General features: G+C 66.2%; 18 protein-coding genes. 8 read left to right on the top strand and 10 right to left on the bottom strand.

What is annotated here, in order from left to right; translation table 11 throughout:
* The first annotated feature begins 15 nt into the window (after positions 1-15).
* Positions 16-3,312, top strand: coding sequence for an AfsR/SARP family transcriptional regulator (locus GOSPT_RS01380; protein WP_005202078.1), 3,297 nt, complete (start codon positions 16-18; stop codon positions 3,310-3,312).
* Positions 3,313-3,382: 70 nt separating this feature from the next.
* Here the strand turns inward: GOSPT_RS01380 and GOSPT_RS01375 are convergent, their stop codons facing one another.
* The 3 genes from GOSPT_RS01375 to GOSPT_RS01365 form a co-directional block, all read right to left on the bottom strand.
* Positions 3,383-4,219 carry an ABC transporter permease gene (locus GOSPT_RS01375; protein ID WP_005202077.1) on the bottom strand — a complete coding sequence of 279 codons (837 nt, stop codon included), beginning with the start codon at positions 4,217-4,219 and terminating at the stop codon, positions 3,383-3,385.
* On the bottom strand, positions 4,216-5,280 hold the full coding sequence (locus GOSPT_RS01370) for a daunorubicin resistance protein DrrA family ABC transporter ATP-binding protein (protein ID WP_005202076.1): 1,065 nt from the start codon (positions 5,278-5,280) through the stop codon (positions 4,216-4,218). The genes GOSPT_RS01375 and GOSPT_RS01370 overlap by 4 nt, the downstream gene beginning before the upstream one ends.
* A gap of 125 nt (positions 5,281-5,405) precedes the next feature.
* A complete protein-coding gene (locus tag GOSPT_RS01365; RefSeq protein WP_005202075.1) occupies positions 5,406-5,735 on the bottom strand; it encodes a hypothetical protein in 330 nt (109 codons plus the stop codon).
* 166 nt (positions 5,736-5,901) lie between these two features.
* Here GOSPT_RS01365 and GOSPT_RS01360 point away from each other — a divergent pair, with 166 nt between their 5' ends.
* On the top strand, positions 5,902-6,804 hold the full coding sequence (locus tag GOSPT_RS01360; protein ID WP_231894755.1) for a hypothetical protein: 903 nt from the start codon (positions 5,902-5,904) through the stop codon (positions 6,802-6,804).
* A 106-nt stretch (positions 6,805-6,910) separates the two neighbouring features.
* Here GOSPT_RS01360 and GOSPT_RS01355 read toward each other — a convergent pair whose 3' ends face one another.
* Positions 6,911-7,792 carry an SGNH/GDSL hydrolase family protein gene (locus GOSPT_RS01355; RefSeq protein WP_005202072.1) on the bottom strand — a complete coding sequence of 294 codons (882 nt, stop codon included), beginning with the start codon at positions 7,790-7,792 and terminating at the stop codon, positions 6,911-6,913.
* Positions 7,793-7,994: 202 nt separating this feature from the next.
* Between GOSPT_RS01355 and GOSPT_RS01350 the strand changes: the two genes are divergently transcribed.
* Positions 7,995-8,813 (top strand): DUF4352 domain-containing protein, encoded by an 819-nt coding sequence (locus tag GOSPT_RS01350; RefSeq protein ID WP_005202070.1) that lies wholly within the window; start codon positions 7,995-7,997, stop codon positions 8,811-8,813.
* Positions 8,814-8,906: 93 nt separating this feature from the next.
* On the opposite strand, the gene greA is transcribed toward GOSPT_RS01350, so the two are convergent.
* The 3 genes from greA to GOSPT_RS01335 all read right to left on the bottom strand — a co-directional run bounded on the left by greA (position 8,907) and on the right by GOSPT_RS01335 (position 10,926).
* The gene (greA, locus tag GOSPT_RS01345; RefSeq protein WP_005202069.1) at positions 8,907-9,398 is read right to left on the bottom strand and encodes a transcription elongation factor GreA; all 492 of its coding nucleotides are present in this window, start codon (positions 9,396-9,398) and stop codon (positions 8,907-8,909) included.
* 233 nt (positions 9,399-9,631) lie between these two features.
* Entirely contained in the window at positions 9,632-10,339 is a 708-nt protein-coding gene (locus tag GOSPT_RS01340; RefSeq protein WP_051993719.1) for a queuosine precursor transporter, read from the bottom strand.
* A gap of 113 nt (positions 10,340-10,452) precedes the next feature.
* Complete coding sequence (locus GOSPT_RS01335) at positions 10,453-10,926, bottom strand: DUF4307 domain-containing protein (RefSeq protein WP_005202067.1); 474 nt, start codon at positions 10,924-10,926, stop codon at positions 10,453-10,455.
* An 84-nt stretch (positions 10,927-11,010) separates the two neighbouring features.
* Between GOSPT_RS01335 and mca the strand changes: the two genes are divergently transcribed.
* Genes mca through GOSPT_RS01320 form a run of 3 tightly spaced genes read left to right on the top strand, consistent with a single transcriptional unit; the run spans position 11,011 to position 14,338 of the window.
* A complete protein-coding gene (gene mca / locus GOSPT_RS01330; protein ID WP_231895004.1) occupies positions 11,011-11,898 on the top strand; it encodes a mycothiol conjugate amidase Mca in 888 nt (295 codons plus the stop codon).
* Positions 11,895-12,275 carry a hypothetical protein gene (locus GOSPT_RS01325; RefSeq protein ID WP_005202063.1) on the top strand — a complete coding sequence of 127 codons (381 nt, stop codon included), beginning with the start codon at positions 11,895-11,897 and terminating at the stop codon, positions 12,273-12,275. The genes mca and GOSPT_RS01325 overlap by 4 nt, the downstream gene beginning before the upstream one ends.
* A gap of 59 nt (positions 12,276-12,334) precedes the next feature.
* Positions 12,335-14,338, top strand: a complete 2,004-nt coding sequence (locus GOSPT_RS01320) for a thioredoxin domain-containing protein (RefSeq protein ID WP_005202061.1) — start codon at positions 12,335-12,337, stop codon at positions 14,336-14,338.
* 52 nt (positions 14,339-14,390) lie between these two features.
* On the opposite strand, the gene GOSPT_RS01315 is transcribed toward GOSPT_RS01320, so the two are convergent.
* The gene (locus tag GOSPT_RS01315) at positions 14,391-15,206 is read right to left on the bottom strand and encodes a patatin-like phospholipase family protein (RefSeq protein WP_005202059.1); all 816 of its coding nucleotides are present in this window, start codon (positions 15,204-15,206) and stop codon (positions 14,391-14,393) included.
* The gene (locus GOSPT_RS01310; RefSeq protein WP_005202058.1) at positions 15,203-15,832 is read right to left on the bottom strand and encodes a histidine phosphatase family protein; all 630 of its coding nucleotides are present in this window, start codon (positions 15,830-15,832) and stop codon (positions 15,203-15,205) included. Before GOSPT_RS01310 ends, GOSPT_RS01315 begins: the two co-directional genes overlap by 4 nt.
* 184 nt (positions 15,833-16,016) lie before the next feature.
* Here GOSPT_RS01310 and GOSPT_RS01305 point away from each other — a divergent pair, with 184 nt between their 5' ends.
* Together GOSPT_RS01305 and GOSPT_RS01300 are read left to right on the top strand one after the other, a co-directional pair.
* A complete protein-coding gene (locus tag GOSPT_RS01305) occupies positions 16,017-16,400 on the top strand; it encodes a YciI family protein (RefSeq protein WP_005202056.1) in 384 nt (127 codons plus the stop codon).
* Positions 16,401-16,405: 5 nt separating this feature from the next.
* Positions 16,406-17,677: an RNA polymerase sigma factor gene (locus GOSPT_RS01300; protein ID WP_005202053.1), complete on the top strand. Its 1,272-nt coding sequence runs from the start codon at positions 16,406-16,408 to the stop codon at positions 17,675-17,677.
* A 9-nt stretch (positions 17,678-17,686) separates the two neighbouring features.
* Here GOSPT_RS01300 and rocD read toward each other — a convergent pair whose 3' ends face one another.
* Entirely contained in the window at positions 17,687-19,735 is a 2,049-nt protein-coding gene (gene rocD / locus GOSPT_RS24480) for an ornithine--oxo-acid transaminase (protein WP_005202051.1), read from the bottom strand.
* Positions 19,736-19,744 lie beyond the last annotated feature (9 nt).

Genomic DNA, 19,744 nt, shown 5'->3' with positions numbered 1-19,744 from the left:
GGCTAATCTGGCACAGTGTCCGCCCCCGCAACAACCGTGATCGGTCTGCTCGGTCCCGTCGCCGCAGGCGTGTCCGCGGCGCCGGATTCGCCGGTGACGCCGGACGATCTGGTGACGGTACCGGGTATCCGCGCCAAGAGGTTGTTGGCATCGCTGGCGCTGGCCGGTGGACGCACCCGTTCGGCTGAGCGGCTCATCGACGATGTGTGGGGCGACGATCCGCCACGGTCACCCGGCGCGGCGCTGCACACCCAGATCTCGCGACTGCGTGGCGTCCTCGGAGCCGGGCGCATCGAGGCGTCGGGAAGCGGGTATCGCCTGGTCGGCGCCCGCACCGACATCGAGATCGTCGACGACCTCATCGCGCAGGGCACCGCAACCGCGCTCGACGACGCCGCGTCGTGGTGGCGGGGCGAGCCGGGTGACGACCTCGGAGACGAGGCCGCACCGCTGATCGGCGAGATCCGGGCACGAGCCGGACACGTCGAGGACGCGCTCAACCGTGCCCGCAGCGCGGTTGCGATGAACGCCGGCGACTACACGACGGCGCGGGAGCTCGCTGAACAACGGTGTGCACGTGATCCATTGGATGAAACGGCAGCACTTGACCTGATGCGTGCACTTGCCGGCGAGGGACGTATCGCCGACGCGCTCGCCGTGTACGCCGCGCTGCGCCGTCGGCTATCGACAGAGTTGGGCGTCGACCCCGGGTCGACGATCACCGAGTTCCACAACGCGCTTCTCGCCGAGGGCGAACTCGATATTCGACGACCCGCTCCGAGTCCGCGACGCTCGAGCATGCAGGCGGGTCTGCTGGTGGAGACGAGCGACCTCATCGGACGCGAGGGCGACGTCGCGTCGATCCTCGAGCAGCTGAAGGCAAATCGCGTCGTCACCATCCAGGGACCGGGCGGAGTGGGCAAGACGCGGGTAGCCAACCGCGTCGGACACCGCCTCGTCGACGAAGGATCGTCGGTCTACTACGTGCCGCTCGCACCGATCCGCAACGACGACGACGTGGTGCCCGCCATCGCCGCGACGCTCGGTGTCGGTGAGTCGGACCTCGGCACCAACGCCCGACCCCGCATCGCGCCGACCGGCGATCTGCAGGACCGATTGATCGACGCCCTACGTGGGCGGGACGCGCTGTTGATCCTGGACAACTGCGAGCAGGTCATCGAGCGGTGTGCACGCCTGGTGGCCGATCTGCTCGCCGCCGACTCGTCGTTGAAGATCCTCGTCACGAGCCGTTCGCCGCTGATGCTGCCCGCCGAGCAGATCTTCGGGTTACCGACGCTCGACGTCACCGACGACGGCGCCGCGGTCGAATTGTTCGTCACCCGTGCCCGCGCGGTGCGGCCCGACGCCGATCTGCCGCACGAATCCGTCGCGCAACTGTGCCGGCACCTCGACGGCCTACCGTTGGCAATCGAGTTGGCGGCAGCCCGAATTCGCACGATGACGGTCGAGGAGATCACCGATCGGTTGACGGAGCGATTCGCACTGCTTCGCGGGACGGACCGCAGCGCTCCGGACCGGCATCGCACGCTGCGGGCCGTGATCGATTGGAGTTGGGACCTTCTCGACGACGATGCGCGTGAGGCGCTGCGACGGCTCTGCAGATTTCCGGCCGGGTTCACGGCTGACGCGGCGGGAATCGTGCTGGGCTATCGCGGGTTTCGGCTCGACGACACTCTCGCTTCGCTGGTCAATCAGTCGTTGCTGACCGTGATCGAGGCCGACGGTCGGGTGCGGTATCGGATGCTGGAGATGGTCCGCGAGTTCGGCGAGGAGAAACTCGCCGCGGAGCCGGGACTGTCGTCGGAGGTCAACTCCGCGATGCGCGAGTGGGCCAGATCCGTTGCGTCGGAGGCGGTTGCCGGCTATGAGTCCGGTGTCGATGCAGGGCTTATGACCCGCGTGGCCGCCGACGTCGACAACCTCGTCTGGGTGCTCCGCCACTGCACGGAGGTGATCGGTACGGGGGTGATCGCGCACGGCGAGAAGGACGACGCAGAGGTAGCCGACGCCGTCGACTGTGCGGTGCGGATTTTTCCCATTCTCGCGGGGTTCTGGATGGCGCGTGGCCTGCACGCGGAGATCATGAACTGGGGGTCGCGGCTGATCGACGTGTTGCCGACGCCTCCTCGCGATCTTTCCGATGAGCGGCGGCGTGATTGGGAGGCAACGGTTCTCGCGTCGATGACGCACCAGATGCTGCGCCAAGACCTTCGAGAGCTCGCACGTGCGCGGTACTACCTGCGACGACTGCACAATCCCGCTCGGATCTATCTCGAGCCAACCGAACTGATGACCGCGTGCGTGCTGAGTCGGAGCACGACCGAAGCCATCCGCTACATCGTGCGTGGCACCCAGAGTCCCGATGAGCGGGTCGCGACGACAGCGCTCGGCGGACGAATGAATCTTGCCGAGAACCTCGGACGTCTGGACAAGGCGGAACGCGACGGAGAGACTCTGCGCAAGCGGTCGCGGCTCGGGAGTGACCACTGGATGTCGGCGATGTCTCAGGTGAGTCTCGGCGGAATTCACAGTCAGCAGGCGAATTGGTCTGCCGCCGTTGACTTTTATCGGGGCGGAATCGCCGATCTGGTGCGACTCGGTTCCTTCGAGGACGAGATGCAGACCCGCTGCTACCTCGCGGTGACGCTGATCAACCTGGACCAACTCGACGCCGCAGAAGAACAATTGGTGCACGTCGCCGACGGCTGGACGCCCGAAGACCCCGATCCGCGCGGGTTTCCCGAGGTTTTCGCCGGAATGATGTTGGCAATCGGCGAACTCCGTTACGCGCGTGGAGATCTGGCTGATGCTGCTGCGATGTTCGCCCGGGCGGAAGACCTGCTGTTGCGGGAGCATCCGATGGCGGCGCGGGATCCCGGGGCCGCGATGCTGATCGGTGTTGCCGCCATCGGTCTGGTGCGCACGGAGCAGCTTGATCGTGCACGTGCGCTGTTGCCCGTGCTCGCCGCGGGCGTCGCCGAGACCCTGTCGCCGAGTGGGTGGACCGACATTCCTCAGTCCGCGAACCTCGCGCTCGCAGCGGGATGCGTGTTGTGCGACAGGAGCGAGACCAGGCGCGACGGCGCTCGGCTACTGATGCTCGGCAAACGATTGAAGGCTCGCGTCGACTATCCGGGGTACTACGCCGTCGTGACCGATCTGGTCGGGGCGTCGAAGCTGACGCAGGAGGAGTGGGACGACGTCACCGCCGACATCCCGAGCATGTCACGCCGACGCGCGACCGAGGAACTCGCCGAACTGCTTGCGTCGAAGGCGCCCCGCCGGGCCTGAGATCACACAGAGCGACGGGCCTGCCGCGTGGCAGGCCCGTCGTTGTGTGTTGGGTCAGGCGTTGTGCTGGTCAGGCGTTGCGCATGTATGCGCGCACGGCGAGCGGAGCGAAGACCGCGGTGATGACCGCAGCGCCCGCGAGCGCCCACACCACGTGGATACCGGCGTGACCCGTCGCGGTGAGCTCACGCACCGCGGTGACCAGGTGGCTCACCGGATTGACGTTCACGAATGCCTGCAACCAGCCCGGCATCGTGTCGACGGGAACAAACGCGTTCGACATGAAGGTCAACGGGAAGACGACGAGCATCGAGATTCCCTGCACGGCAGAGGCTTTGCTCATGATGCAACCCATGAGTGCGAAGATCCAGGAGACGGCGAAGCTGCACACCATGACCAGGACAACCGACGCGATGACGCCGAGGACATTCGGACGCCAGCCCATGATGAGGCCCATCACGACAGTGATGATGCTCGCGATGAGGTAGCGGATCACGTCGGCGAGCAAGGCTCCCGCCAGGGGACTGATGCGTGCGATCGGCAGCGAGCGGAATCGGTCGAAGACGCCCTTGTCCATGTCTTCACGCAACTGCGTTCCGGTCACGATGGAGCTCATCACCACGGTCTGGACGAGGATGCCGGGGATGATGACGGGGAGATACGACGAGACGTTGCCACTGATGGCGCCGCCGAAGATGTAGGTGAACATCACCGTGAAGATGATCGGCATGATGGTCACGTCGAACAGTTGCTCGGGGTTGTGCCGGAGTTTGAGCACGCCGCGGTAGGCCATGGTCAGCGACTGGCGTGCGGTCTCCGCAAGCGAGACGGACTGTTTCGCCCGTGCTCGGATGGCGCCGGTGGTGATGGCCGCGGGCGTGGCGGCTCGGGGGAGTGCGGTGGTCATCGGAGGTCCTCCTGCTGCGTGGCTGCGTCGTCGGTGGGGGCTGTGTCTCGAGAGTCGGTGGGGTCCTGAGGGTCGGCAGGCTTGCCGGTGAGGGTGAGGAACACCTCGTCGAGGCTCGGTTTCTGGACGTTGATCTCGTCGACGGCGATGCCGTCGGAGCGCATCGCGATCAGGACGTCTGGTACGAGATCCGGACGATGCAGTGGAGCGGAGATCCTGCCTGCTTCGGCCGACAGCGTCGCGGGCTCGCCCAGAACGCGTTCGACGATCTCGGCGACGCGCGGGGCGTCGGACCGTTCCAGAGGTGCGAGTTGCAGTGTCGCCGCGCCCACCGAGTTCTTCAGTGCGTCGGCGGTGTCGTCGGCGATGACACGACCGTGGTCGATCACCGCGATGCGATCGGCGAGTTGGTCCGCCTCGTCGAGGTACTGGGTTGTCAGCAGCACGGTTGCGCCGTCGGCGACGAGTCGGCGGATGGTGTCCCACATCTGGGCGCGGGTGCGCGGGTCGAGTCCGGTGGTCGGCTCGTCGAGGAACAGCAGGGGTGGGGTGTCGATGAGGCTTGCCGCGAGGTCGAGGCGTCGACGCATGCCGCCGGAGAAGTCCTTGAGCGGGCGGTCGGCGGCTTCGGTGAGGGCGAACTCGTCGAGCAGTTCGTCGGCTCGGACCTTGGCGGCCTTCCGCGAGAAGCCGAGCAGCAGCGCGAAGACGACGAGGTTCTGTCTCGCCGTCAGGTCTTCGTCGACCGAGGCGTACTGGCCGGTGACGCCGACCAGCGAGCGGACGGCCGTCGAATCGTGCACGACGTCGTAGCCGAAGATCTTGGCTGAGCCCGCGTCGGGTCGCAGGAGCGTGGCCAGCATGCTGACGGTGGTCGTCTTGCCCGCTCCGTTGGGGCCGAGGACGCCGTACACAGAACCGGTCGGGACCGCCAGATCGACCCCGTCGACGGCTCGGTTCGAGCCGAATTGCTTGACCAGTCCGCGTGCATCGATGGCAAGTTCGGACCCCAGGGGGTTCGACGCGCTCGTCGTCGCAGTGGTGGTGGTTGTCGTAGTCATGGCATCAAGCCTGTACTACGCGACTGTCGTGGGCCTTACGTCATCTGTCATGCGGTGGCGTCGATGGTTTTCAGCGTCTGATCTGCGGTGTCGGAATCTGCGGTGGCCGGCGATGGCAGCAGAGGTCACGCCGCGGATGCGGAGTGCGTCGAGTCGCGGTGAGGCGCTGTCGCCAGGTCGGCTTCGTAACGTATGACCGCTGCGACGTGTCCGAGGCGGTGTTCGACGATCATGATCGCCTCCGCCAGCTGTGTCGTGTCGTCGACGTCGGCGACCAGCGCGACGGTGTGGCCGTTGTTGCGCAACATGAACGGCACGACGTCGTAGTAGTTGCTGCTGACCACGGCAACCGGCGTGCCCTCGTCGAACAGGGTCTTGGCGTAATGGGAAACGAGGGCGTCGTCGTCGAGGACGACGAGCGGAACGTCGGGGATTGGCTGCTTGTGCATCTTCATGGTCCGTCCTCCTTTGGATGGTTGAATGCTCTGACTACACGATGAACGCGCAGGTTAGCGAGGGTCTGGGGCAGAGCTGTGGATAACCTGTGACCCGTTGTGATGTGCGCGTTGCCTGTGGATGGGCGCGGTGACTCCCGGCGTGATCAGGCTTAGCGTGCAGCGCATGGGGAGACGAAATCACAAGTCACGCAAGCCAACTGTCGGCCGCAAGCGCAACGGCACCACCGGCAGTGATCGGGAGTATCACGCCGCTACCCGACGACAGCTCAATCGGATTCCGTGGGCGGCGTCGGGCATGCCCGACGTTCAGGCCGCCCTGGTCCACGCCTTCCGCGGGCTGGCCGAGGAGTGGGCGGCGTACATACGCCCGGTCGGCGTGCGGATGCTCCACGCGATGGCGCGCTTCGATCAGTACCGGGACGGGGATCTCGCACTCACCGAGGACGAATGCGCCGATCTCGCCGAGGACTACATCGAGAGCGTCGACCTCTACAAGATGCTGCGCGGACTCCTCGGCCGCGCCGATACGTCCGCCGAGGTTCTTTCGAGGGTCTCGCCGATCTGGGTGCCCGAGTCGGTCACCGGCGAGGCGCGGTCCGCAGACGGCGGTGCGGGCATTCGCGTACTACCCGAACTGGGCACCGCCGGGCTCCTCGTCTTCGAGAAGCCACTGACCCGTATGACGGAGGGGCCGCTACCCAACGGGCTCATCACGCCGACCGTCGACGTCGACGCCGTGCTGTGGTGGTCGCACGCCGAATTCGCCGACATCGGGCTCGGGGGAGCGTGCACGAAGGAGGATACGACGACATGCGGGTCGTTCGAGGTGCAGCCGTTGACCCGCAGCCGCGACCTGCAGCCGCTGCGCGGCGAGGCATGGCGACTATCGCTGGTGACCGAGGTGGCCAACTACAGTGTCGAACCGGGTGACGACATGTCGAGCGTGCCGTCGGGTAGGCCGCTTTTCCAGATGCTCGACGGCCTCGGAGTCACGCTGGAGCGCAGCGACATTCAGGTTTCCGAGGAATCGGGCGCGCTGACCATCAGGCGCGACGACGCTGCGTGAGATCGGCTGCGCCACACCTACATGTGGACCTTATCGAAGGAGTTGGGTGCTGCAGCACCCAACTCCTTCAATTCGACACACATATGCGTAGTGGGTTCCAGGCTCGCTACCGAGCCAGGCCGAGGGCGCGACTGACGATGCCTGCCATCTCGCGCTCGCCAAGTGCGTTGGGGTGCACGGGGACCGGCTGAACGATGCCGAAGATCGGTTCCACCCAGCGGACGCCGACGGGCTTGCAGCTGTCGTGGCCGATCGACGGTGTGGTCGCGTCGACGTAGGTCACCCCGGTCGCCGCGGCGGCACGCTTGACGGCGTCGTTGAGTGCGGTCTGGATGCCGTGCGCATAGGGCAGATCGCCCGCGGCAACCGGCAGATCGGGACACGCCTGCGCGGTCGCGGGCATGATGAGCGGGTAGCTCACGATCGCCACCCGGGCTGCGGGCGACTTCGCCCGAATTGCCTTGAGCGCGTTCACAATCTTCGGGTACGTTGCGGTCTGGATCTCGCGGGTCATCGTCGAGCCGTACTGAGCTTTGCATGGCGTGTCCCGGAATCCCGCGGCGACGCCTGCTGCGACACACTTTTCGACGGTGCCAGCGAAGACGTTGCCGTCGTTGCCTCCGATCATCAGTGTGACGAGTTGCGTATCGGGGCGCAGTGCGCGCAATTGTGGTGCGACGTCGGCATATTGGCGGGTGAAGAAGTCTTTCGTCTGTGCGCCACCGCAACTGACGTCGTTGAGGGAGAAGCCGTTGCGGCGCGCGATCACGTGCGCGAAGTTGTTGCTCGACTGCGTGCAACTGCCGGGTTTGTCTGCCGCAGTGGGGGATACGCCTGAACCCGCGGAGTAGCTGTCTCCGAGATTGACGTACGCCAGCGGCGCGGGGGCCGCGTCGGCGGGGACAGGTGTCGAGACCGAGGCGAGGAATCCGACGGCCGCGGCAGCGGCGAAGGCCCCGACTCGACGCAGGGTGATGTGCGTTTTCATACCTGAGTCTTAGCATCGCGAAACACCCGCACGAGACGTTTTGGCCAAACTCGTCTCAGGTCGGGGTCAGGGCTCGCGGTGAATCCGCGAGGCATCAGATTCACTCGTTCGGACGACGCACCGCAAGGCCGTTTTTGTCGGACTCGATCCATAGAGTCCCCTTCGTCGCCGAACGTACGGCGTCGTGAACGAAGGAAGACCAATGACGAACCCCCCGAATGCGCCCCAGTCGGGCGCTCCCCAGTCGGGCGCTCCCCAGTCGGGTGCGCCCCAGTCCGGCGCACCCCAGTCCGGTGCGCCCCAGTCCGGTGCACCCCAGTACGCGTACCCGCAGCCTGATGCCGGGCAGTACGCCGGAGCGCCGAACGCGGTGCCGCAGTACGGCTTTCCTCCTCAGGCTCCCGGCGGTCAGCCCGTCAACCAGCCGCCCAAGAAGCGGCGCAAGTGGCCGTGGGTCCTCGGTGCGCTGGTGGTGTTGATCGTGATCATCGTCGCGGTGTCCGGAGGCGGGTCGGATTCGGATTCGTCGTCGAACTCGACGTCGGCCGGCTCGTCGCAGCAGGGTGCCGACCAGAAGAACGGCGACGGTAAGAACGCCGACTCCGAGAAGGGCGGCGGGGCAGCAGGACTCAACACTCCTGTGCGCGACGGCAAGTTCGAGTTCGTCGTGACGGGAGTGGAGAAGGGTCTGTCGAGCGTCGGCGACAATCCCTACCTGACCGAGCAGGCGCAGGGGCAGTTCGTCGTCGTCTCGATGACGGTGCAGAACACGAGCAACAAGCCGCAGAGCTTCTCGCCGTCGGAGCAGAAGCTCGTCGACGGTCAGGGCCGCACGTTCGAACCGAGCACGTCCGCGCAGATCGCTCTCGGCGGTTCCGACATTCCGGTGTGGGACAACATCAATCCCGGCAACACCGTCAACGCCAAGGTTGTCTTCGACATGCCGAAGGATGCGAATCCGACGACCATCGAGCTGCACGACTCGATGTTCTCGGGTGGCGTGAAGGTGCGCCTGAACTGATCACCTCGCGGTGAGATACGACGAAAGGTTGCTGAGGGCTGCGGAAACCGCAACCCCCAGCAACCTTTCAATCGTGCTGTGGTCCGAAGTGGGTCAGCTGTGATACGGCTCGGCCTTGACGAGCGTCACCTTGATCACCGAGCCACTGGGAACGGTGTACTCGCGGGTGTCGCCCACCTTGGCGTCGATCAGAGCGGAGCCGAGCGGCGAACTCGGTGAATAGGTCTCGAGTTTGCCTGCCTGGGCCTCTTCGCGGGTGGCGATGAGGAAGGTCTCTTCGTCGCTCTTGTCGCCGTCGTAGTAGACGGTGACGACGGAACCGGGCAATGCGACGCCGGACTGCGTCGGGGCCTCGCCGACTTTTGCGTTGTTGAGCAGCTCCTGGAGCTGTCGGATACGCGCTTCCTGCTGGCCCTGTTCCTCGCGTGCGGCGTGGTAGCCGCCGTTCTCCTTGAGGTCGCCCTCTTCGCGACGCTCGTTGATCTCGGCAGCAATGACCGGACGGTTGGCGATCAGAGAGTCGAGCTCGCTCTTGAGGCGGTCGTGCGACTCCTGGGTCAGCCAGGTCACCTGGGTGTCGGTCATCGGTCACTCCTTTGTGTTGTCCGCTCCCCGGCAATGTCTGAACCGGGGCACTGTCCCGAATCGGGACACATGGACTGCTCTAAATGCTTGGTCTGCCCGCATGCTTCATGCGCGCACGTGTTTCGTTTTGTCACACGCGGTAGGGCATGTGGGCCTGCTCTAAATGCAGCAACACGACCCCTCTCGGAGCCGTGTATTCAGTCAGGATACCAAATCCGGACGGATGTGGCACATCACACGTCGGTCGTGTTGACCTCGGCGAGTGCCTGCTGGTAGCTGGGTTCGGCTCGTTTCAGCCAGGCGACCACGCCGTAGGTGATCGGCATGACGAGGATTTCGACGAGCGTTTTCCAAATGAATCCGACGGCGGTGTAATTGATGAAGTCGCCCCAGGTCGAAATCCCCAGTGCGGATGCGGCAATGGAACAGAAGACGAGTGTGTCGGCGAATTCGCCGACGACGGTCGAACCGAGAAGTCGTGCCCAGAGTCGCTTCTCGCCCGCGCGTTGCTTCATTTTCACGAGCACGAACGAGTTGAGGAACTCGCCTGCGAGGTATCCGGCCAACCCGGCGAGGAGGAACTGGGGCACCACTCCGGCGACGCGGGTGAACGCGTCCTGGCCGTCGTAGAAGTCGGCTGCCGGCAGGTGGATGGTTGCCCAGAAACACAGGGAGGCCAGCAGAAGGACGGCGAAGCCCGCGAGGATCGTTCGACGCATCGCCCTGAACCCGTAGACCTCGCTGATCACGTCGCCGAGGACGTATGCCAGCGGAAACAGGTAGAACGCGCCGTCGGTGACCAGGCCGTTCATGTGGATCGGGCCGACGTCGAGGTGCAGCCAACTGTCGAACAACACGACACCCTTGGTGCCGGTGATGTTGCTGATGAGCATGACGCCGATGAACAGTGCCACCAACGCGGGGAAGTACGGGCTGCTCAGACGGGCGAAAACCGCCTTGTCCGGCTTCCCCTTCTTGACGTGCTCATCCCTCGCGTCACGAACGCCGGCGTCACCGTCGGGAGTGGCCGAGGTCGGCACGGGGCGCTCGTCTGTCACGACGCGGTGGAGGTCAGATAGGCGGGCACGTCGGTGCTGCAGCCGAAGACTTCGCCGATGACCGGTGGTCCGGACGTCTTGACGACGGTGCGTAGTCCCTGCTGCTGGGTGCCGGGCGGTACGAGAACCTCACGACGCCCCGCCTCGGAGCCGTCCTTGACCCGGGCGCGGACCACGCACGCCACCGGCTGGGTCGGATCCTTGCGGGTGACCGTGTACAGGACGGCGACCGACGAGTTGTCGAGAATCTCGTAGCCGGTTGCCTGTCCGCTGACATCGGGATCGGCGAACTTGTTGTAGCCGATTGCGGCGAGGATCACACCGACGACGACAACGGTGACGGCCGATGCGATGAACCACAGGCGCCGACTCCGCGCCGACTGTGCGACGGGATAGGTGGCACGCGGTCCGCTACGCGGTTGTTTGTGCAGGTCGGGTTCCTGCGGCGTGCCCCCGTCTGAACTGTTCACGGGTCAATACCTACCATGAGAGGAGTACGTATCCGAAGGCGAGGAACCGTGACCGAATCGCGCACGCAGGGCGGCTACCGTCTCATGGCAGTGCATGCCCATCCCGACGACGAGTCGAGCAAGGGTGCGGCCACATCGGCCAAATACGCCGCAGAGGGCAACGAGGTCCTCATCGTGACCCTCACCGGTGGCGAACGCGGCGACATCTTGAACCCGGCGATGGATCGTCCGGGCATCAAGGAGCGGATGACCGAGGTCCGCAAAGAGGAGATGGCGAAGGCCGCAGCTGCGCTCGGCGTCGAGCAGACGTGGCTCGGTTACGTCGACTCTGGCCTGCCGGAAGGCGACCCGCTGCCTCCACTGCCGGAAGGCTCGTTTGCGACGTTGCCCGTCGAGGTGCCGACGGAGAAACTCGTCGCGCTCGTCCGCGAGTTCCGCCCGCACGTGATGATCACCTACGACGAGCACGGTGGATATCCCCATCCCGACCACATCATGTGCCACAAGGTGTCGGTGGCGGCGTTCGAGGCCGCGGGCGACCCGGCGGCTTTCCCCGACGCGGGCGAACCGTGGACGGTGTCGAAGCTGTACTACACGCATGGATTCATCCGCGACCGCATGGTGCTGTTCTCCGAGGAGTTCGAGAAGAACGGCCAGGAGAGTCCGTTCGCCGAGTGGCTCTCCAAGTGGGATCCCAGTCGCGGCGATCTGATGGGACGCGTGACGACTCAGGTCGAATGCGCGGAGTATTTCCCTCAGCGTGACGATGCGTTGCGTGCACACGCGACGCAGATCGACCCCAACGGCATGTTCTTCGCGGTCCCGCTCGAGTGGCAGCAGCGACTCTGGCCCACCGAGGAATATGAGTTGGCACAGACGCGGGTGACCACCGCGATTCCGGAAACAGACCTGTTCACAGGTGTATCGCTCGACGACGAAGCCGTCGGGGTTGGGGAGCAGGCGACGTCATGACGTTCTCGACAATCGCGGTGTTGGCCGCACAGCAACCGCAGGGACCCGAGTTCGGCAAGGCCTCGCCGATCGGTCTGCTGGTGATCGTGGTTCTGCTCATCGGCACGGCACTGCTGATCCGCTCGATGAACAAGCAACTCCGCAAGCTGCCGAAGTCGTTCGACGCCAATCACCCCGAAGCCGACCAGGCCTTTGATGAGGGCACCGATGCGGCGGGCGCGGGTATTGCCGATGGTGACTCCGAGCGGGCCGCCCACGCCGACGACCACGGCATGGCGACGGACGCCGGCAACGGGGTATCGGTCAGCGCCGACACCACCAGCGCCTCCGACACCACCGGTAACCCCGGGCTGCGGCGGGATTCCGGCAACACCTGACCCCGTGGTTCGACCGGTAGCAGGGACCCCACCGACTCTCGCGACGGAACGGATCGGACATGCCGAATCAACTGAGCGCATCGTCGAGTCCCTATCTCCGGCAGCACGCCGACAATCCCGTCGACTGGCGCGAGTGGACCGATGCCGCGCTCGAGGAGTCGGTGCGACGCGACGTCCCGATACTGCTGTCGGTGGGCTACGCGGCATGTCACTGGTGCCACGTGATGGCGCACGAATCCTTCGAGGACGCCGACACCGCCGCGCAGATGAACCGCGACTTCGTCTGCATCAAGGTCGACCGCGAAGAACGTCCGGACATCGACGCGATCTACATGAACGCGACGGTCGCGATGACACGCCAGGGCGGCTGGCCGATGACGTGCTTTCTCACCCCTTCTGGTGAGCCCTTCTATTGCGGCACCTACTTTCCCGACACCCCACGCGGCGGAATGCCCTCGTTCCGGCAGATCCTCTCCGCGGTGACGCAGGCGTGGACGACGCGGCGCAGCGAGATCGAGTCGATGGGCGCACGGGTCCGAGAAGCGTTGTCCGACGCCGCTTCTGCGCTTCCGGCAGGTGGTGTCGACGTCGATGAACGGCTACTCGACTACGCGGTCACCACCGTGCTCGGCGACGAGGATCAGGCCGCGGGCGGGTTCGGTGGACCGCCGAAGTTTCCACCGTCCGCGTTGCTCGAAGGTCTCCTGCGCCACTACGAACGTTCAGGAGACGCCGCGCCTCTGCAGGCCGTGATGCGCACAACCGATGCGATGGCCCGTGGCGGAATCTACGACCAACTCGGCGGTGGCTTCTCGCGGTATGCGGTCGACAACGACTGGGTCGTACCGCATTTCGAGAAGATGCTCTACGACAACGCCCAGTTGCTCCGCGTGTACGGGCATCTCGCGAGGATCGTCGACGACCCGCTGTCCGGCCGGATCGCCGAGGAGATCGTCGACTTCCTGCGTCGGGATCTGCGTGTCGTCGGCGGGTTCGCCTCGTCGCTCGACGCCGATGCCGCAGGCGTCGAGGGCTCGACCTACGTGTGGACTCCCGCCCAACTGCGTGAGGTTCTCGGTGACGAGGACGGCGATTGGGCCGCAGCGCTTTTCGGCGTCACCGAAGCGGGAACCTTCGAGCACGGTGCGTCGACGCTGCAATTGCGCACCGACCCCGACCGGTACGCGGACGTCAGGCGTCGACTCCTCACCGCGCGGGCGTCGCGCCCGCAACCCCCGCGCGACGACAAGGTGGTGACGGGGTGGAACGCCATGGCGGTCACCGCACTCGCCGAGGCCGGCGCGGCGCTGGGGCATTCCGACTGGGTGGACCTGGCTGTCGAGGTGCTGACCGAGCTAGTCGACAGTCATCTCGTCGACGGACAACTGCGGCGTTCATCTCTCGGCGGAGTTGTCGGTGCGCCGCTGGCTGCACTCGACGACCACGCTGCACTGGTCACCGCGATGCTGACCGTCTATCAGGTCACGGGCGAAACAAGTTGGTGCGACAAGGGTTTGGCGTTGCTCGACGAGGCTATCGAGACGTTCGCCGACCCCGACGAGGCGGGAGCCTGGTTCGACGCCGCGCAGGGAACACTCATCGCGCGGCCCCGGGACCCGGCCGACGGTGCGACGCCGTCGGGCGCCTCGCTCGTGGCCGAGGCCACGCTCGTCGCGTCGGCACTCGCCCGGATGGGTCCCGCGACCCGCTACGCGAGCATCGTCGACGAGACGTTGACGCGTGGCAGCGTGCTCTTGGCCAAAGTGCCTCGGTCAGCGGGGCATTGGCTGGCCGTCGCCGAGGCGCGCCGCGATGGGCCGATCCAGGTCGCGATCGCCGAAGACTCCCGCAGCAGTGGCGAATTGGCCACTGCGGCAAGGCGACTCGCTCCGGGTGGGGCGATCGTCGTGTCGGGTGCGCGCGACTCGCAGCCGCTGCTCGACGGCCGCGGGCCGGTCAAGGGTCACGACGCGGCGTACGTCTGCCGCGGCGCGGTGTGCGACCTTCCGGTGGTGAACGCGAACGACCTGGCCGCTGCGCTGACCAGAGAAGTAGCGAACTGACGCGGCGCTGATGCGTGCGTGTGCGCGCCGATCGCCGAGCGATCAGCGACGGTCAACGCAGCAGTGAGAGCGCTTCGAGTCCGTCGTCGTAGCCGAGAACCGCTGCCAGGCCGCGGATGTCGGGATCGAAAGGGTTGTCGCCGGAGCGGCTCAATGTGGTCGACGATGGCGAGATGACTGTGGCCCGCGCGAGAACCGCTGCGACGTCGGGTCGGGCCGTCGCCGGATCGTCGACCATCGGCGCGAGAACGATGACGCGCTCGACGTCTTCGGCGAGATGTGCGTTGGTCGGGCTCAACGAGCCGCCGTCGACGTAGGTCGCGCCATCGATGGTGACCGTCGGCCAGATTCCGGGTACCGCGCAGCTCGCGGTCACCGCGTCGACGAGATCGACGCCCGAGTCAGCCGCGAAGACCACGAGCTCGCCGTCGGATCGTAGTGCCGTGACCCGCAGGGAGATCGGCCACGTCGTTCCGGACAACCTGGATGCGACGGCGTCGCGGCGTTCGTGCGGGTCGGCCGTCGACAGTGCGTCGGACAGCGCGACAAAACGTTGTGCGCGTTCAGGATCGGGGGCGGTCGATGAGGCGATCGACCCGAAAGCCTGCATCGGGGCGGCGAGATCACCCGTCGGAGTCATCTCGGCGTTGCGACGTGACTTGCGGGTCATCGCGTCGAAAAGCGTTGTCGCCGAGCCATACTGGAGAACGGCGGCACCCGTTGCCGAACCCGCGGACGTTCCGATGACGACGTCGGCGTCGGCCGCGGGAAGAGCGTCGGACTCCTCCAGTGCGGCCAGAACGCCTGTCATCCAACCGATGCCGAGCAGCCCGCCACCACCGAGGACGAGCGCCGTCGACAGGGTCACAGGGAGCCGCTGCGCGGACGTGCGCCTTCGGGTCCGCGCAACTCGACGAGCCGTCGATCACCCGCGTGATCGCTGAGAAGCGCGCTGCCCGCGGGGCGCAGGTCGATGTTGGCGCCCTGGCTGATCGGCCATCCGAGGAATCGGCAGATGAACGACCGCGAGAAGTGCCCGTGCGACACCACGATGACGTCGGACTTCTCGAAACGCTCCTCGACGTGGTCGACAGCGGCGTCGACACGCGTTGTCATGTCGGACACGGACTCGCCGTTACGGCCGCCTCCGGTCCAGATCGTCCAGTCGGGGTCGTAGCGCTCGTGGATCTGAGCGCGGGTCAGGCCCTCGTAGTCGCCGTAGTCCCACTCGGCGAACAGCTCACTGGTCTCGTCGATGTGCAGTCCGGCGAGTTGCGCGGTGCGCTGGGCGCGTTTCCGGGGAGAGGCCATGACCCAGGGGTCTGTGAGTCCCGCGCGGTCCTCGATCCCGTTCAGTGCTCGCGCGTCCTCCTCGCCCTTCGGGGTCAGGTCGATGTCGGTGCGGCCGGTGTGCCGGTCGGTCAGCGACCATTCGGTCTGCCCGTGACGGATGAGGAGCACGTGGTGGGTGGCGTCGCGCCGAGAGTCGCTCATCGTTCCGATGCTAGTAGCGATCGCGCAGCGATAACCGTAATTGCGTGGGCGTCGGAAACGTCAGCGACATTGACTACATCTCGACTGTCGATTCGAGGCCGGCGCCGCGTCATGGGTGTGGTGACAGCGCAGGGCTGTCATCATGTGATCCGGAGATCCCGGGTCACCAGGGAAAGGACCCGCTATGCACTACATCCTCGCCATCACCGTCGACGAGTCGGTTCCGGCTCCCGAGCCCGGCAGCGCCGACTTCGAGGCAGGCCGCCAGGCCTGGGCCGACTACGGCAGGGCGCTGAAAGCGGCGGGCGTGCTCGTCGACGGGGCAGGCCTTCAACCGTCGGAGACGGCCACGACGCTCCGGCTGACCCTGGGACAGGATCCGACCGTGATCGACGGACCCTATGCCGAGTCCAAGGAGCAGCTCGCCGGTTTCTACCACATCGACGTCGCCGACCTCGACGACGCCGTGAAGTGGGCCGGCCAGATTCCCGTGCCGTTCGGCGTCGTCGAGGTCCGCCCGGCACGACTGATCCCTGGAGCCGACGGCGCGCCTGTCGTCGCGAATTGACCGCAGTGTTCGGTGCGCAGCCGGGTGACGTCGCCACTGCCGTCACCCGGCTCGCGCGGACCGACAGTGGGCGCGTCCTGTCGCTCTTGGCGACCCGGTACGACGACGTCGACCTGGCAGACGATTGTGTGCAGGAGGCGCTCGTGCAGGCCGTCGAATCATGGCCTGTCTCAGGCATCCCGGACAATCCTGCCGCCTGGCTCTACGCCGTTGCGCGCAACAAGCTCGTCGATCGACTGCGCCGACGGGCCGTCGAGCACCGGCGGTTGGCCGGTGCGGCGCGTGAACTCGCCGTCGACGCAGACCGCGAAACGCCCGCGGCGGAGGAGTTCTCGCGGATCGTCGACTCCGCCGGGATCGGCGACGAGCGTCTGCGGCTGATGCTGCTGTGCTGCCATCCCGCCCTGCGGCGCGAGGCACAGGTTGCCTTGACGCTCCGGCTCGTCGGAGGTCTGACGACCGCTGAGATCGCGGCCGCGTTCCTCGTCGCCGAGGAGACACTCGCCCAACGAATCGTGCGCGCCAAGCGAAAAATACGTGCCGCGCGCATTCCGCTGTCGATTCCCGCCGACCTCGACGAACGTGTCGACGCCCTGCTCGCCGTGCTGTACCTCGTCTTCAACGAGGGATACCTGGCGTCGGGAGCGGTGGCGGACAGACTTGTGCGTGTCGACCTCGTCGACGAGGCGATCCGGCTCACCGAGGTGGCGGTGAGCCTCGTGCCGGACAACGGTGAGGCCAGGGGATTGCTGGCGCTCGAGCTGTTCACCCATGCGCGGTCGGCAACGCGTGTCGACGGCGCAGGAGATCTCGTGTCGCTTCCCGAGCAGGATCGTCGTGACTGGGACCGCGCACTCATCGACCGGGCACAGGCGATCCTGCGCGACGCTGTCGCCCTACCGGGGGTCGGTCCGTATCGCATCCAGGCCCTGATCGCCGGAATACATTCGCGTGCGCAGACCGCGGACGACACCGATTGGGAAGCGATCGTCGGCCTCTACCGCATACTCGAACGCATTACGCCGACACCCATCGTCGCACTCAATCGTGCAGTGGCGGTGGGGATGTCGCAGGGCGCCACCGCGGGTCTCGCCGACCTCGACGCGATCGTCGGGCTCGAGGGGCACCACCTCTGGCACGCTGCGCGGGCAGAGATGCTGGTGCGTCTCGACCGACCCGACGATGCGCGTGCAGCGTTCACCACGGCGATCGGCTGTGCGCGCAACCCGGTCGAAACGCGCCATCTACGACGACGACTCGCTGCGATCGGTGAGTGACGAGCAGGCTCAGCCCTTCAGCGCCTCTGCGAATCGCTCGATGAGCCAGTCGATCTCGTCGTGCGTGACGACGATCGGTGGGGCGAGGCGGATCGTCGAACCGTGGGTGTCCTTGGCCAGCACACCTCGTTCGGCGAGACGCAGGCAGAGCTCTTTGCCGGTGCCGAGGGCGGGATCGATGTCGATGCCTGCCCACAGTCCCTTGCCGCGGACGGCGACGACGCCGTGACCGACGAACTCGCGCAGGCGGGCGTGCAGGTGTTCGCCGAGTTCGGCTGCGCGAGCCTGCCAGGTGCCGTCGGCGAGCATGCGGACAACGGTGTGTCCGACGGCGGCGGCGAGCGGGTTGCCACCGAACGTCGAGCCGTGCTGTCCGGGGTGGAGCACTCCGAGCACGTCTCGGTCGGCAACCACCGCCGACACCGGGAGTACGCCTCCACCGAGTGCCTTGCCGAGCGTGTACACGTCGGGCACCACGCCCCAGTGCTCACATGCGAATGTCGTGCCTGTCCGGCCGAGACCCGACTGGATTTCGTCGGCGATCATCAGCACGTTGTTCTCCGTGCAGAGTCGACGGACCTCGGGCAGGTAGTCGTCGGGCGGGACGATGATTCCGGCCTCACCCTGGATCGGTTCGATCAGCACGGCGACCGTGGTGTCGTCGATGGTGTCGGCCAGCGCGGTGGCGTCGCCGAACGGCACCCGCGTGAAACCCGGTGTGAATGGCCCGAATCCGCCGCGCGCGTCCTCGTCGTCGCTGAAGCTCACGATGCTGATCGTGCGGCCGTGGAAATTTCCGCCGGCCACGATGATCGTCGCGTGTCCCGGCGCAACGCCTTTCACGTCGTACCCCCACTTGCGGGCCACCTTGAGTGCCGATTCGACGGCCTCGGCGCCGGTGTTCATCGGCAGCACCATCTCCTTGCCGCACAGCTCGGCGAGCGCCGCGCAGAACGGTTCGAGGGTGTCGGAGCCGAATGCGCGACTGGTGAGCGTGACGCGATCGAGTTGTGCCTTCGCAGCCGCGACGATCTCGGGATTGCGGTGACCGAAGTTGACCGCGGAGTAGGCGCCGAGGGCGTCGAGGTAACGCCTGCCGTCGACGTCGGTGATCCATGCTCCCTCGGCGGTCGCCGCAGTGACCGGCAAGGGTGAATAGTCGTGTGCCACATGGGGTTCGGTGAGCGGTTGCATGGTCTTCTCGTCCGACATCTCTGGTAGCCGCAATTCTAATGTGCAGCACTTGACTCCTCCGCCGCCTTTGAGGAGTTCGGAGAGGTCGACGGTGATCGGGAGGTAGCCTGCGTCGCGCAGTCGTGACTCCAATCCCGGTGCGGCGTCGGTCATCACGACGTGGCGACCGTCGGACACGAGGTTGAGTCCGAGGACGACGGCGTCGGACTCGGTGGCGATGATCGCGTCGGGAAAGAGGTCGGCGAGAACCGCGCGCGACTCAGTCGAGAAGGCGTCGGGGAAGTAGGCGATGGTGTCGTCGTCGAGCACGCCCAGAGCCGTGTCGAGGTGGTAGAAGCGCGGATCGATCAGTTCGAGGCTGACGACCGGAAGTCCGGTGATCGTCGCGACTTCGGCGTGGGTATCGGGGTGGGTGCGGAACCCGGTCCCCGCCAGGATGCGACGCCCGACGAGGAGGAAGTCGCCTTCGCCCTCCTGTACGCCGGCGGTCTCATGCACAGCGTCGGCGCCGCAGGTGTGTAACCATGCCGTGTAGTGCTCGCCTTCCGGCGCGCGCTCGGGGTGCAGGAACCGTGCTGCCACGGCCTTTCCGTCGACGACGAGTCCGCCGTTGGCGGCATAGACCATGTCTGGCAGACCCGGCTGGGCGTCGACGAGTGTGACCGAATGGCCGAGGGATCGATAGATGTCGCGCAACGACTCCCATTGCGTCATGGCGAGTTCTGTGTCGACGGGGACGGACGGATCCATCCACGGGTTGATCGAGTAGGTGACCGTGTAATGGGAAGGAGGGGTCATCGCATAGGTGCGGGTGCGTGGGGTGCGTTCGGTGAGCGCAGCAAACCGTGGACTCGTCAGCGTCATAATTCGACG

Origin of the sequence: Gordonia sputi NBRC 100414 (genome assembly GCF_000248055.1) — a bacterium.
GTDB classification, from domain to species: domain Bacteria; phylum Actinomycetota; class Actinomycetes; order Mycobacteriales; family Mycobacteriaceae; genus Gordonia; species Gordonia sputi.
The sequence above is the reverse complement of the archived record's forward strand: the minus strand, read 5'-3'. Positions and strand labels throughout refer to the sequence as shown.